The following is a 14,246-nucleotide window of genomic DNA, read 5'->3' on the forward strand; positions in this document are numbered from 1 at the left end:
TATGTATACATGAGATCGAAAACGGTTGCCGTGACAACAGAAAAATCGCAAAATAAGCGTGACAGGTATACATATGAGGCGCGATTAGGGATGCAGACTCGATCCACGTCGGTGGCCGACCGCCTCCGGGCCATGATCCTCGAGGGCGACTACATGCCCGGCTCGCACCTCCAGGAGGTGCCGGTGGCCGAGGCGATGGGCGTCTCCCGGACGCCCGTGCGCGCCGCCCTCGCCGCGCTGGAGCGGGAAGGGCTGCTCGACTATGTCCCCAAACGCGGCTTCGCCGTGCGGGTGTTCAGCCGCGAGGAGATCGCCGACAAGTATTTCGTGCGCTCGGTGCTGGAGGGGGCGGCGGCCGGGCAGTGCGCCCGATGCGGGATTTCGGAGGCGGACCTCGCCACGCTGGACGCCGCGCTTGCCGACGGCGACCGGATCCTCGCCGGAGGGCGCCTCGACCCGGACGATCTGCCGGCCTACCGGCAGATGAACAACCAGTTCCACCGAACCATCACCACCGCGAGCGGCAGCGCCGGCACGGCCGACCTCGTGCGCCAGATCGGGCAGATCCCGTTCCTGTCCGACCGCATCATCCTGTGGCACGACTACAAGCTGATCGACCGTTCGCACGACGATCACCACCGCGTCCGCGACGCCATCGCCACGCGCGATCCGGCGCGCGCCGAGGCGCTGATGCGCGAGCATGTCAGCTTCATGGGCCAGGTGGTGCGGCGCTACCTGAGTTCTGCGGCCGCGCCGGAGCCGCTGCGGTTCGCCGCCGAGGACGCGTCCGACGACACCGCCGCGGCGGGCGAGGCTCCAGCCACCTCGGACGGCGCCGCAGGGGAGGGGAATACATGAGCCGCGCCATCGTCACCGGCGCCGGATCCGGGATCGGCGCCGCCATCGCCGAGCGCCTCGCCGCCGACGGCGCGCAAGTCCTCGCGGTCGACCTCAAACCCGACGGGCTCGCCCCCTATGCGCAGCGCCCGAACGTCGCGACCTTCGTCGCCGACGTCACCGCCGCCGACGCCCCGGAGGCGATCTTCGCCGCCGCGCGGGACGCATTCGGCGAAGTGGATGTCCTCGTCAACAATGCGGGCCTGGGCAACGCCAAGCCGCTGCATGAGACCGACGACGCCATGCTCGACCGCTACCTCGACGTCAACCTGCGTTCCGTGGTGCGACTGTCCCGCGCGTTCGTGACGGCACCGGGGGAAGCGGACGGCAGAGCGCGGGCGATCGTCAACGTGTCGTCGGTGTTCGGCGAGGTCGGCTTCCCCGGCGTCGCCGCCTATGCCACCGCCAAAGGCGGCGTGATCGCACTGACGCGGCAGATGGTGGCCGACTATGGTCCGCGGGGCGTGCGCGTCAACGCCGTTGCGCCCGGCCTCATCGCGACGCCCGCGACGGCGGAGCGCATGGCGCAGAACGCGCAATTCCAGCGCCTCACGGTGGGGCAGATCCCGGCCGGCCGCGCCGGACGGCCGGAGGAGGTGGCCGCCGTCGTGGCCTTCCTCGCGTCCCCGGCGGCGTCCTATGTCTCGGGTCAGGTCATCACCGTCGACGGTGGATGGACGGCCTGCCGCTACACCGCGCCGGACTAACGCGGCCCGCAGCGGCAGGCGTCGAAGGCGCCGGCGGTCGCCGCCGCCGGGGCGCAGGCGTAGACGGGCCAGTCCGTCTCCGGGTCGTGGCCGTAACCGGACCCGTAGAACCGGTCGTACAGCGTGCGGTCGGGCGACGCGGCGTCTCGCTGGAGCGCCGCCGTCACTTCGGCGAGGGCCGTCGCGCCGAACGGCGTGCGCGCATACGCCTCGGTAAACGCATAGAGCCTGTCGACGACGACGGGTGCGCCCGCCGCGGCCTGCGGCAGGTTCGTCACCGCGAACGTCGTCTTCTCCTGCAACGCGCCGTCGGAGCGGTCGTAGGTGAACATCTGGAAGGCGGGCGCGTCGCGGTAGACGGGGCTCACCGCCGGGACGATGGCCTCGAACCCCGCCGCCCCGTCGCCGCTCGCGGGGAACAGGCGCCAACTGTCGCGGTGGATATGGCCGGAGAAGCCGGCCGAGACGATCGCGCGGTGGCGCTGCATGAGGCTCGCGAACGCCGCCGCGTAGGGCTCGCGCCAGAACGGCACCGTGTGCGCGGCACACGCCGCATCGGCTGGTTTCGCCTGCGCGGTCGAGTAGGCGTCGACCCCGGCGGGGATGTGGTAGACCAGCCACACTCGCTCCCCGGCGGACGCCGCGGCGGAGAGCCGTGCCTCCAGCCACGCCGACATCGCATCCCCGGCGGCTCGGCTGTCGCTTCCGGCCGGGCCGCAACGGTTCTCGTATTTGGGCGACCACAGGACGGTGTTGAGGACGATGACCGTCATATCGTCCACCGTGGGGTGGCGCGCCGCGTAGTAGCCGCCGGCACGCCAGGTCGCCTCGGCGTCCGGCGCCAGCCGGTCGGAACCGACGAGCCTGCGCAGCGCCGGCACCGTGGCGGCGAGGTAGCGCCCGCCCGGCTCGACCTGGTAGTCCCCGCAACCGGCGTCCGTGTTGCCGAGCGCGAGCAGCACCGGCGCCTGCGGGAACGCGTCGGCCAGCCGGTGCGCGAGGTAGGTGGTGATCTTTATCGCCATGTCGGTGACCTGCTCCTGGCCGGCGCCCGGCTCCACCGCGCGGACGCGATATGCGAGGCGGTGGACCACCGCGTCGCCGGAGAAGATGACGAAGTCCGGCGACGGGGTCCGCCGGGCCGCATCGGCGAGAACCGCGTCGAGGAGCGGCACGTTGGCGTCGTCGCCGTAGGTCGCGACCGGCACGGACACGTCCGCGAAGATCCGCGGCCACTCGGAGATATCGGCCGCGAGAAGGCGACCGTCGGCGGCCGTGCCGGTGAACGGATCCAGATGGACGTCGCTGATGGCGAGGAATGTCGCGTCCGCGTCCGCCCCGGCCGCGGCACCCGGTGGGCCGGCGATGCCGCAGCTCAACGCGAGCGCCGCGCACAGTGTGCGTATCGTCCAATGTCCCGGCATTGTGTACCCTCCGGCGGCCCGGTATGGCCGGCCGCGTCGGAGCCTACCGCCGGCGCCGCCTCGGTTGGAGAGGGGCCACGCCGCCGAGCACGGCCTCCGGCGATCGCGCGACGCGGAGGCCCCCGCGACCGGCTCCCTCAATGGTGGAAGCCGGACGCCTCCTCGCTGGTGAGCGGGGCGGTGATCGGGTGCGCCGCGAAGTGGGCGAGGGCGGCGCGGATATCGTCCAGCAGCATCGAGCAGAGGTCGTAGCTGACGCCGTTGCGCACCAGGATGCGCTGGATCGCGCGGTTCTGGCAGTTGGCCGGGAGGGTGTAGGCCGGCACCTGCCAGCCGCGCACGCGCAGCCGGTCGGCGAGGTCGAACAGCGAGAAGCCGTGGTCGCCGTCTTTCAGCGCCCACGAGACGGCGGGGATGCCGCACGCCGGATCGCCGTCGTAGACGATCTCGAACGGGCCCATCTCAGCCAGCTCCCGCGCCACGTAACCGGCGCTGGCGTAGCAGGCGTCGTGGATCTTGCGGTAGCCCTCGCGGCCGAGGCGCAGGAAGTTGTAGTACTGGCAGACGATCTGCCCGCCCGGCCGCGAGAAGTTCAGCGCGATGTCGCGCATGTTGCCGCCGAGATAGTTGACCCAGAAGACCATCTCCTCCGGCAGGTCGGCCTCGTCGCGCCACGCCACCCAGCCGCAGCCGAGCGGCGCCAGGCCGAACTTGTGGCCGGATGCGTTGATCGACTTCACGCGCGGCAGGCGGAAGTCCCACTCGAGATCCGGCGCGCAGAAGGGGGCGAGGAAGCCGCCCGAGGCACCGTCGACATGGATCGGAATGTCGAGCCCCGTCTCGGCCTGGTAGCGGTCGAGCGCTTCGCCGACGGCCTTCACCGGCTCGTACTCGCCCGTGAACGTGACGCCGAGCGTCGGCACCACGCCGATGGTGTTCTCGTCGCAGCGGGCGAGCACCTCCTCCGGCGTCATCAGGAGGCGGCCGTCCTCCATCGGGATCTCGCGGTGCTCGATGTCCCAGTAGCGGGTGAATTTGTGCCAGCAGATCTGCACCGGCCCGGTGATGAGGTTGGGCTTCGCCGTGGGCTTGCCGGCGGCGCGCTGGCGGGCCTCCCAGCGGCGCTTCATGGCGAGGCCGCCCAGCATCGCCGCCTCGCTCGACCCGGTGGTCGAGCAGCCGACCGCCTCGCCTTCGCCGCGGGCGGACGGGGCGTTCCACAGGTCGGCGAGCATGCGCACGCAGCGCGCCTCGATCTCGGCGGTCTGCGGGTACTCGTCCTTGTCGACCATGTTCTTGTCGATGCAGTCGTCCATCAGGCGATGGATTTCCGGCTCCTCCCAGGTCTGGCAGAAGGTCGCCAGATTCTGCCGGGCATTGCCGTCGAGCATCAGCTCGTCGCGCACGGCGGCGTAGATCCTCCGTGGGTCGCGCTCGGCATCGGGGAAGGTCGACTTGGGCAGCGCGGCGCCCACCGAGCCGGCGCCGTAGAGCTCGTCGTTGATCCCGTCCTCGCGGTCGCGGGGGGTGTCCTCGGCCATGGCAGCGTCTCCTCGTCGTCGCTCTGTTGCCCTCTGGGGGCGGCGTTCAGTGGGGGGCGTTCGTCAGCAGCGCGGTGCCGTTCGCGCCATCGAGGTGGGCGAGCGCCACCACCCGAGGCGTCGTCAGCCCGGCGAGTGCGGCAAGGTCGAAGGCGGTGTAGGCGAGGCTCTGGTAGCTGCGCAGGAAGAACTGCCGGCGCGCCAGATCCGAGAGGTTCGTCCACGAGGTGAATTCGGTCGCGTACGGGGTCGCGGTGTCCGCGGCGAGACCGGCCACCTCCATGTGCCCGCCGCCGGCGTCGGGGGTGTCGATCGTGACGCCGCGCGGCCGGTCGAAGGTGTTCATGATGTGGGCGAGGGTCGTCACCGCGAGGTCGGGCGTCGCCGCCGCCTCGGTGAATTGCGCGTAGTAGGCGGCCCGCACGAACCGGCCGACGGAGGTGTTGGACGCCGGCAGCCCCGCGGTCGCGATCCCCGAATCGGGCTGCGTCGCGGTGTAGGTACCGAACGTCGCGCGGCTGCGGTCGACGTTCGACAGGAAGGTGTAATTGTCGAGGTTGGTGAGGTGCCAGCCGAAGGCCGGGCCGTTGGTCATCACGCCGACGGGGTTGTCGTGGAGCGTCATCGCGCCGTGGTCGAACTCGATCACCAGCGCGGCGCCTGTCGCGTCGTGCACGACGTAGTGGAACGGGGATTCCACACCGCCCAGCATCGCCAGCGCCTCCAGCATCACCGGCTGTTCGGCGAGGGCGGTCTTCACCTCGGCGACGGTGGCGAACTGCCCCAGCGCCCAGCTTCCGAGGTCGGACGCGGACAGCACCGCCCGCGTCAGGTCGACGGCCTTCTGCTTGCCGCTCGCCGCCGGGTAGGAGAGGAGGCTGAAGGTCAGCCCCTGATCGTTGAGACCCTCCAGCACCTTGAGGTCGGCGAAGGCGACGGGCGCGTCGGCCGCCGGCACCCGGTCCGGGACGGTGACCGCGACGAAGGCATGGCAGGCTCTGTAGCCGAGCGCCGGATGCCCTGCGCTTGCGGAGGAGAAGGGCGTGCCGGGCGGGACGTACGCGACCTGGTAGGGCAGCTCGACGGTCAGCTCCAGCGTTCGGCCGAAGTAGGGGCGCCCCGCCGCATCGCGGTAGATCAGCGACGTGCACATCAGGCGTCGCCCTCGAAGCGCGCCGGGGGACGGCGGAACGGCGCCGCGCGCCATCCGGCGGGGCGCGGGTCGGGGATGGAGCGCGGCCGGGTCCGCGTCGGGTCTGCGTCTGGCCAGGACATGGTCTGAGCAGTGGAACCTCTATGACGGTCGCGGCATCCGTCCGGACATATCATATCGATCATATGAAATTAAAGTAACGGCCGGGCGCCACGCCGCGCGCGTTCGGGACCCTCATGGCACCGCCGAGATGATGAGGAAGGCGGCGAAGATCACGAGATGGACCCCGCCCTGCAAGATGGTGCTGCGCCCGGTGGAGGCGGTCACCGTCGAGATGAACACCGCCAGGATCAGCAGCGTGGTATGCTCGTCCTCGAGGCCCAGGCTGAGCGGAATGCCCAGGATGACGGACGCGAAGGCGATGGTGGGGATCGTCAGCCCGATGCTGGCGAGCGCCGAACCGACCGCCAGATTGAGGCTCTGCTGGATGCGGTTCTGCCGCGCCGCCCGCAAGGCCGCGATCGACTCCGGCAGCAGGATCAGCGCCGCGATGACCACGCCGACGAATGAGAGCGGCAGCCCGGCCGCGGTGATCGCACCCTCCACCGCCGGCGACAGGCCTTCCGCGATCATCACCACCGCCACCAGCGACACGACGAGAAGCCCCAGGCTGACGGTGACCATGCGGCGGGTGACGACGAGCCCGTGCCCCTCGGCCGCCTCCGAATCGCCGTCGGAGTCGAGGAAGTGGGCGCGGTGGCGGATCGACTGGACGAACAGGAACAGGAAGTAGAGCGCCAGCGAGGCCATCCCGACGCCGATGAGCTGCCCGTTGGAGTAGAACGGGCCCGGCACCGCGAGGGTGTAGTTCGGTAGAATGAGCGTCAGCGTGGCGAGCGTGGCCAGCACGCTGATCGCGCCGATGGCACCGCGCGCCTGAAATCCCTGCTCATAGAAGCGGATGCCGCCCACCAGCAGGCATGCGCCGATGATCCCCGTGAGCACGATCATCATCGCCGCGAACACGGTGTTGCGGGCGATCTCCGAGCCGCTCTCGGGCGAGGCGAGCATGATGGAGATGATGAGCGCTACCTCGATCACGGTGACGGCGATGGCCAGGACCAACGACCCCATCGGCTCGCCGACCTTGTGCGCGATCACTTCGGCGTGATGCACCGCGCAGAAGATGGTCGCCATCAGCACCGGCACGGCGACGAGCTGCGCCACGACGTCGTGCAGGCTGACGATGCCGAGGTGCTCCAGCACCACGAACAAGGCCGCGACCGGCGGTACGAGAATCACCCACCGTGGCTGAACCGCGACGTGGCCCGGCGTGCTGGCGTCCCGGTCGTCGGGGGTCGGTTGGTCTGAAGTCATGAGGACTGCCTTGCGCTGAAGTCGGCGCGAGCGGTCGTGCCCGCGCCCATTCTCACTGTCTTGCCGGGACGGGAGGCGAGCGCCGCCACCGGGACGGCTGGCGCGACCGCGGACCCTTGGGCGGCGTCTACGCGCTCGTCACGCGCCAGATGACGTCGCCGACGTCGTCCGCCATCAGCAGCGACTTGCCGTCCGGACCGACGGCGACGCCCACCGGGCGGCCGTAGGCGAGCTTCTCGTCCTCGGAGAGGAAGCCGGAGAGGATGTCGCGGGGCGGGCCGGCCGGGCGGCCGTCGGCGAAGGGGACGAAGATCATCTTGTAGCCCGAGAGCGTCGAGCGGTTCCACGAGCCGTGCTGGCCGATGACCATGCCGTCGCCGAACCCGTCCAGCGTGCCGGCCGGCATCCAGCACAGGCCGAGCGAGGCGGTGTGCCCGCCGAGCGCGTAGTCCGGCTTGACGGCGCGGGCGACCATCGCCGCGTCCTGTGGCACCCGGTCGTCCACGACCTGGCCCCAGTAGCAGAAGGGCCAGCCATAAAAGCCGCCGTCGCTCACCGACGTCAGATAGTCGGGCGGGGTCTCGTCGCCGAGGCCGTCGCGCTCGTTGACGACGGTCCACAGCGCGCCCGTCGTCGGCTCGAACGCCATACCGACGGCATTGCGCAGGCCCGAGGCGAAGATCCGCGCCGCGCCCGTCGCGATGTCCAGCTCCCAGATCGCGGCGCGCCCTTCCTCCTCCTCCATGCCGTTGTCGGCGATGTTGGTGAGCGAGCCGACGCCGGCATAGATCTTCGTGCGGTCGGGCGAGACGATCAGACTGCGCGTCCAATGCCCGCCCGGCTTGAATTCGACGAGCCTGCGGCCGGGTCCCGCCACCGACGTGGCGCCGTCCTCGTAGTCGAAGGCGACGATGCCGTCGGTGTTGCCGAGGTAGAAGGTCCCCGCGTGCAGCGCCATGCCGAAGGGCTGGTTCTGACCCTCGACGAAGACGGTGCGCGTCTCGGCCACGCCGTCGCCGTCTTCGTCACGCCACAGGGTGACGCGGTCGGCGCTGTCGCCGATGGCGCGGGCGCGGGCCATGGTCGCCTGGGCGGCGTGGTCCATGAGGCCGCGCGCCGGGCGGGGGCGCTGCTTGGACTCGGCGACCAGCACGTCGCCGTTGGGCAGCACCTCGATCCAGCGCGGGTGGTCGAGCTTCTCGGCGAAGGCGTTGACCTTCAGGCCGGGCGCGACGGTCGGCAGATGGCCGGGCGCCCAGCCGTGCGCGCTCGGCATCTTCAACGTCATGATCCCTTGCGTCTTCGCGTCGGGGATCTGCGGCGTGGCGCCGATCGCATGCGTCTTCGGCGCGGACCTGCGCCGTAGGAGAACCATGGTGCCGCCGACGATCGACGTCACCCGTGCCATGAAGTCCATTGGGCCCCACCTCGAATCTGTTGCGCGCACCCTACCCGATCACGCTCCGCAGTTAACCGCAGAGTTTATGCGGATCATGACGAGCGGCCGGTTCGGGCCTCGTCGTCACCGGGTTCCCGCCCGCAGGCCGCGACGAGCGCGTGCCCGTGTCCCGGCCGGGCGGTCCCGAGCGTCGCCTCAACCGACGATGCGTGCGCGCGCCGCCGCGGGCGTGAGGACGCCGTGCCCCGCCGCCGCGATGCGCTGGGCCGCACGCGCCACCATCGCGGCGTTCGTCTGCTCGGTGCCGCGCGGGGCGTCCTCGAGGCCGACGCGGATGTCGCACCCGAGCGCCAGCGCCTCGTCGATCAGCGCGAAGACATCGAAGTCGATGCCGGCGAGCATCCAGCGGTCCACGCCGAGGTGAGCCATCGCCGCGTGTGTCAGGCGCAGCGTCTCGGGGCTCGGCGGCAACCCCCAGACGAAGCCGTCCGTGAACATCAGCCGAAAGGCCATCCGCCGGGGGTCGAGCCCCGCCGCCCTCGCCGCCGCGCATGCCGCCCGCGCGAAGCCCAGCTCGTAGATCGCCAGCGCCGGAACCATCGCGCTGTCCCTGGCGAGTTCCACCCCGGCGAGTGTCTCGCGCGGCTCGTTGACGTAGGCGAACCCGCCCGCGAGGTTGCTCTCCCGCGCGAAGCTGCACGAGCCCGGGTCGAGCACGAACACGTCGACGAGCCCCTCGTCCCGCAAGGTCCGCTCGATGCGGAACCGCTCCTGGAGCGATGGCGCCGGCGCGTCGCCGCGCCGCGTGAAGGTCGTGCCGTAGACGATCGCGTCGGTCCGCTCACGCAGCCGCTCCAGCACCGCACGGTGCACGTCGATCGCCCGCTCGTCGTGCGCTCCGGTCGCCTCGTCGTAGGCGTGATAGTGGATGACCGACGCCCCGGCGTCGAGGCAGGCCAGCGCGTCGGCGACGATCGCGTCGACGCTGGTCGGCATTCCCGGCTGCCATGTGCGGCCGAGCCCGCCGTTGAGCGCCACCTCCAGACAGATGTCGGCCATCGGGCCTCCTTGTTGTCGTCGTCCGCCCGAATGTCCGCGGGCATGGGAAAAGGTCATGCTGGTGTTATGGATGCCGGGGTCAAGTTCGCCGAGCCGGCGCGTCGTGGTCGAGGGCGGGGCCGTCCGTTTCGACCTGCCGCGACCGGCCGGCAGCATCGCGCGCACCGGAGATCAGTCATGACCGTGAGCTACGAGATCCTCCTCGAGGGGTCGGCCGCCGCGCTCGACATCGGCTACATCGGGCTCACCAACATCACCCTCGTCCACACCGACACGGGGCCGATCCTCGTCGACGTCGGGCATATGGTGAACCGGCAGGGGTTGGAGCGCGCGCTGGCCGAGCGGGGCATGCGTCCGGCGGACGTCGGGCGGATCTTTCTGTCGCACCTTCATGGCGACCACGTCCTGAACCTGCACATGTTTCCGACCTCGACCGAGGTCTTCGTCAGCCGGACCGAGTACGAGTATGCGGCGAACCCGCATCCGAAGGACCCGTTCGTGCCGTTCATGGTGCGCGAGCAGGTCGCCCGGTACCGCACCCGTTTCCTGGAGGGGGCGGGGGAGCTGGCGCCTGGGGTCCGCTATCTGCCCGCCCCCGGCCATACCCCCGGCTGTACCGCGCTCGTGCTCGACACCGCGGGCGGGCGCACGGTCGTCGCGCAGGACGCGATCAAGTTCCCGAAGGAGGTCTTCACCCAGCGGGTCAACGACGCGTTCGATACGCCCGAGCGGGCGACGGAGACGATCCGCCATCTCCTCACCCTCGGCGATCGGCTGATTCCGGGCCATTTCGTCGAAATGTACCGCGAGGGCGATACGTGGACCTGGGATAAGGCGGCGGAGGTGAACCTGCGCCTGCGCTGAACATGCCGGGCCGCGTCAGGCCGCGGGACGGCTCGCCGCCGGGGCGAGGGGGACGGGATCTGCGGACAGAAGCGCCCCGGCGACGGTGCCGAAGAGGTCCGCCATCGCCCCGAACAGCGCGGCGCGGGCCGACGAGCGGCGCCATACGAGGGCGATGCGCCGGCTCGGCGCCGGGGTGCTGAAGCGCACCAGGCGCACGCCGGGCGCCGCGGTGCCGCCCGTCGTCGCCAGTTGCGGCAGGAGCGTCACGCCGAGACCGGCGCCGACCATGTGGCGCAAGGTCTCGAGGCTCGCGGCGCGGAAGGCGGGCTGCGGCGCCGCGCCGGTCAGGCCGCAGATGTCGAGCGCCTGATCACGCAGGCAGTGGCCGTCCTCCAGCAGCAGGAGGGCCTCGCCCTCGATTTCCTCCACCCCGATCCGCCCGCGCCCGGCGAGCGGATGCGCCGCCGGCACGGCGAACAGGAACGGCTCCTCGAACAGGAATCGCGAGGCGATGGCGTCCCCCTCCACGGGCAGCGCGAGGAGCGCGGCGTCGATCTCGCCGCCTTCGAGGCGGGCGAGGAGGTCCAGGCTCTTCTCCTCGATGAGGGAGAGCTTGAGGCTGGGGAAGCGCTCGGCGAACCGCAGCATGATGGCGGGCAGCAAATAGGGCCCCAGCGTCGGGAAGATGCCGAGCCGGACGGCGCCGCTCTCCGGGTCGCGCGCCTCCTGTGCGGCGTCCTTGATGTGCTGCACCTCGGCGAGGATCTTGCGCGCCCGCTCGGCCGTCGCCTTGCCGAACGGGGTCAGGAGCACGCCGCCGGTGCCCCGCTCGACGAGCTGCATGCCGAGCTCGCCCTCCAGCTTCTTGAGTTGCGTGGAAAGCGTCGGCTGGCTGACGCAGCACGCTTCGGCCGCCCGCCCGAAGTGGCGAAAGCGTGCCAGCGCGACGAGATATTCCAGCTCTCGCAGGGTCATCGCGCGGCCCGCGGTGCCGGACGGCGTCAGGCCGCCTTGCTGCGCGCGTCGTTGGTGACCGAGGCGCGTATCAGGTGGTCGAACGCGCCCAGCGACGCCTTGGCCCCTTCGCCGACGGCGATGACGATCTGCTTGTAGGGCACCGTGGTGCAGTCGCCGGCGGCGAAGACGCCCTTCAGCGACGTTTCGCCGTTGGCGGCGACCTCGACCTCGCCGCGGTCGGTCAGCGCCACCGTGCCGCGCAGCCACTCGGTGTTGGGCAGGAGGCCGATCTGCACGAAGATGCCGTCGACGTCGACCGGGAGCATCTCGCCGGTGATGAGATCCTCGTAGGTCAGGCCGACGACCTTGGCGCCGTCGCCGCGCACCTCGGTCGTCCTGGCCGAGGTCAGGACGGTGACGTTGGGAAGGCTGACGAGCTTCTTCTGCAGCACCTCGTCGGCCCGCAGCTCGGCGCCGAACTCCAGGAGCGTCACATGGCTGGTGATGCCGGCGAGGTCGATCGCGGCTTCGACGCCCGAGTTGCCGCCGCCGACGACCGCGACCGGCTTGCCCTTGAAGAGCGGACCGTCGCAGTGCGGGCAGTAGGCGACGCCCTTGTTGCGGTACTCTTCCTCGCCGGGCACGCCCATCTGCCGCCAGCGCGCGCCGGTGGAGAGGATGACGGTGCGGCCTTTGGCCGAGGCGCCGTTCGCCAGCTCCACTTCGAAGAGGTCGCCGTGCCGGCGCAGCGCGGTGGCGGTCTGCAGCGTCATCAGCTCGACGTCGTAGTCCTTCACGTGCGCCTCGAGCGCGCCGGCGAACTGCGGCCCCTCGGTGTGCCGCACGGAGACGAAGTTCTCGATCGCCATGGTGTCGAGCACCTGGCCGCCGAACCGCCCGGCGAGGATGCCGGTGCGGATGCCTTTGCGCGCGGCGTAGACGGCGGCCGCGGCACCGGCCGGCCCGCCGCCGACGATCAGCACGTCGAAGGGGTCCTGCGCCGCGATCTTCTCGGCCGCGCGCGCCTCGGCGCCGGTGTCGAGCTTGGCGACGATCTCGTCGACTTCCATGCGGCCCTGCGCGAACGGCTCGCCGTTGAGATAGACCGACGGGACCGACATCACCTGCCGCGCCTCGACCTCGCCCTGGAAGAGGGCGCCGTCGATGGCGACGTGGCGGATGTTGGGGTTGAGCACCGCCATCAGGTTCAGCGCCTGCACCACGTCCGGGCAGTTCTGGCAGGAGAGCGAATAGTAGGTCTCGAAGCGGAAGTCGCCGTCGATGGCGCGGATCGCCGCGATCGTCTCGTCCGAGACCTTGGGCGGGTAGCCGCCGGTCTGCAGGAGGGCGAGGACCAGCGAGGTGAACTCGTGGCCCATCGGGATGCCGGCGAAGGCGAGGTGGATGTCCTCGCCCGGGCTCGTCAGCGCGAACGCCGGGGTGCGGGCCGCGCCGCCTCTGCGCTCGGTGACGGTGATGTGGTCGGAGAGGGTCGCAAGCTCGGCGAGCAGGGTCGCCAGTTCGGCGGACTTGGCGCCGTCGTCGAGGCTGGCGAGGATCTCCACCGGGCGGACCATCCTGGTGAAGTGCTGCCGCAGCTGGGCCTTCATCGCGTCATCGAGCATCGCGGGATCTCCTGGCACGCGCGAGCGGGCGCGGCCGTGGTCGATACGGGCGGCCGCCGTGCGGCCGGTCATGGGGCGGTGGCCCGTCCGGCGACGAAGGCCGCGCCGGACGGGGAGGGGCCTCGCGGCCGGTCAGATCTTGCCGACGAGTTCCAGCGAGGGGGCCAGAGTCGCCTCGCCCTCTTCCCACTTCGCCGGGCACACCTCGTTCGGGTGCTCGCGCACGTAGCGGGCGGCCTTGACCTTGCGGACCAGGTCGGAGGCGTTGCGGCCGATGCCCTCGGCGGTGATCTCGATCGCCTGGATGACGCCGTCCGGGTCGACGACGAACGTGCCGCGGTCGGCCAGGCCCTCGTTCTCGCGCATGATCTGGAAGTTGCGGGTGATCGTGCCGGTCGGGTCGCCGATCATGGCGTACTGGATCTTGCCGATCGTGTCGGACGTCTCGTGCCAGGCCTTGTGCGTGAAGTGCGTGTCGGTCGATACCGAGAACACTTCGACGCCCAGCGCCTGCAACTCGTCGTAATGGTCGGCGAGATCGCCCAGTTCGGTCGGGCAGACGAAGGTGAAGTCCGCCGGGTAGAAGAAAAAGATGGCCCACTTGCCGCGAATATCGGCGTTGGACACGTCGATGAACTTGCCGTTGTGGAAGGCCTTGGCGGCAAACGGCTGGACGGGGGTATTGATGACGGACATGGGGAACCTTCGCTGCAATGACAGGCGCTTGCCTTTGCGCCGCAACATATGTGCTGCGCTGCAATATAGGAAATAGATAAGTCAGCTAATTCCGATAGATACCTTCTATCGTCAGGTTGCCTTGCCGGTTTGCGCGCGAAACAGCCGCCGAACATATCGTATCGGTCAGCGAATGCCGGCGTTTTGGGCAAGCTGCCGCGGTGAATCATGGCAGGTCTGCGCGAGGAGGGGGGCTGAGATCGTCTCGCGACACCTTGTCGTTCGAACGTGAACATTTCCAATCTCGCGCCGCGGTTCGCATTTGGACGCAACCAACACTTATGGTGGCAGCAGAGAGCGCCGCCCGGCCGCGCGCCGCGCCGATGGCCTGCGGACTGCTGCCGGCCGAGGGGCGCGCTCACCCGGCGTTCGCTTCAGTCCTGAACGACCGACCATAATTCTTTTCGGTGGCCGCCAGGGGTCGACCTTCATCTATCCGGTACGCTAGCAATCGACGGGGCCGAGCGGGGAGACTTGGGCCCTGCAAGGGCCGGTCGCGCGCTCCGGGGGGCGTGCGTGCGCGGTG

Annotated in this window: 12 protein-coding genes; 3 read left to right on the top strand and 9 right to left on the bottom strand. The window is 70.4% G+C overall.

Annotation, left to right across the window (positions count from 1 at the left end):
• The first annotated feature begins 111 nt into the window (after nucleotides 1-111).
• Nucleotides 112-858 (top strand): GntR family transcriptional regulator, encoded by a 747-nt coding sequence (locus MRB58_RS11760; protein ID WP_244777148.1) that lies wholly within the window; start codon nucleotides 112-114, stop codon nucleotides 856-858.
• Complete coding sequence (locus MRB58_RS11765) at nucleotides 855-1,604, top strand: SDR family NAD(P)-dependent oxidoreductase (RefSeq protein ID WP_244777149.1); 750 nt, start codon at nucleotides 855-857, stop codon at nucleotides 1,602-1,604. The genes MRB58_RS11760 and MRB58_RS11765 overlap by 4 nt, the downstream gene beginning before the upstream one ends.
• Here MRB58_RS11765 and MRB58_RS11770 read toward each other — a convergent pair.
• The 6 genes from MRB58_RS11770 to MRB58_RS11795 form a co-directional block, all read right to left on the bottom strand.
• The gene (locus MRB58_RS11770; RefSeq protein WP_244777150.1) at nucleotides 1,601-3,028 is read right to left on the bottom strand and encodes a metallophosphoesterase; all 1,428 of its coding nucleotides are present in this window, start codon (nucleotides 3,026-3,028) and stop codon (nucleotides 1,601-1,603) included. The genes MRB58_RS11765 and MRB58_RS11770 overlap by 4 nt on opposite strands.
• A 137-nt stretch (nucleotides 3,029-3,165) precedes the next feature.
• Nucleotides 3,166-4,569 carry a glutamate decarboxylase gene (locus tag MRB58_RS11775; RefSeq protein WP_244777151.1) on the bottom strand — a complete coding sequence of 468 codons (1,404 nt, stop codon included), beginning with the start codon at nucleotides 4,567-4,569 and terminating at the stop codon, nucleotides 3,166-3,168.
• A 46-nt stretch (nucleotides 4,570-4,615) separates the two neighbouring features.
• Nucleotides 4,616-5,722, bottom strand: coding sequence for a linear amide C-N hydrolase (locus MRB58_RS11780; RefSeq protein ID WP_244777153.1), 1,107 nt, complete (start codon nucleotides 5,720-5,722; stop codon nucleotides 4,616-4,618).
• A 234-nt stretch (nucleotides 5,723-5,956) separates the two neighbouring features.
• Complete coding sequence (locus tag MRB58_RS11785) at nucleotides 5,957-7,099, bottom strand: calcium:proton antiporter (protein WP_244777154.1); 1,143 nt, start codon at nucleotides 7,097-7,099, stop codon at nucleotides 5,957-5,959.
• 127 nt (nucleotides 7,100-7,226) lie between these two features.
• The gene (locus MRB58_RS11790; RefSeq protein ID WP_244781970.1) at nucleotides 7,227-8,474 is read right to left on the bottom strand and encodes a sorbosone dehydrogenase family protein; all 1,248 of its coding nucleotides are present in this window, start codon (nucleotides 8,472-8,474) and stop codon (nucleotides 7,227-7,229) included.
• A gap of 219 nt (nucleotides 8,475-8,693) precedes the next feature.
• Nucleotides 8,694-9,557 (bottom strand): 3-keto-5-aminohexanoate cleavage protein, encoded by an 864-nt coding sequence (locus MRB58_RS11795; protein ID WP_244777156.1) that lies wholly within the window; start codon nucleotides 9,555-9,557, stop codon nucleotides 8,694-8,696.
• A 177-nt stretch (nucleotides 9,558-9,734) separates the two neighbouring features.
• On the opposite strand from MRB58_RS11795, the gene MRB58_RS11800 reads away from it, so the two are divergent.
• On the top strand, nucleotides 9,735-10,421 hold the full coding sequence (locus MRB58_RS11800) for an MBL fold metallo-hydrolase (RefSeq protein ID WP_244777157.1): 687 nt from the start codon (nucleotides 9,735-9,737) through the stop codon (nucleotides 10,419-10,421).
• A gap of 15 nt (nucleotides 10,422-10,436) precedes the next feature.
• Here MRB58_RS11800 and MRB58_RS11805 read toward each other — a convergent pair whose 3' ends face one another.
• The 3 genes from MRB58_RS11805 to ahpC all read right to left on the bottom strand — a co-directional run bounded on the left by MRB58_RS11805 (nucleotide 10,437) and on the right by ahpC (nucleotide 13,681).
• A complete protein-coding gene (locus tag MRB58_RS11805) occupies nucleotides 10,437-11,378 on the bottom strand; it encodes a LysR substrate-binding domain-containing protein (RefSeq protein WP_244777158.1) in 942 nt (313 codons plus the stop codon).
• 26 nt (nucleotides 11,379-11,404) lie between these two features.
• Nucleotides 11,405-12,985 carry an alkyl hydroperoxide reductase subunit F gene (gene ahpF / locus MRB58_RS11810; protein ID WP_244777159.1) on the bottom strand — a complete coding sequence of 527 codons (1,581 nt, stop codon included), beginning with the start codon at nucleotides 12,983-12,985 and terminating at the stop codon, nucleotides 11,405-11,407.
• Between the two features lie 132 nt (nucleotides 12,986-13,117).
• A complete protein-coding gene (gene ahpC, locus MRB58_RS11815; RefSeq protein WP_244777160.1) occupies nucleotides 13,118-13,681 on the bottom strand; it encodes an alkyl hydroperoxide reductase subunit C in 564 nt (187 codons plus the stop codon).
• Nucleotides 13,682-14,246 lie beyond the last annotated feature (565 nt).

The organism is Acuticoccus sp. I52.16.1 (assembly GCF_022865125.1).
Classification (GTDB): domain Bacteria; phylum Pseudomonadota; class Alphaproteobacteria; order Rhizobiales; family Amorphaceae; genus Acuticoccus.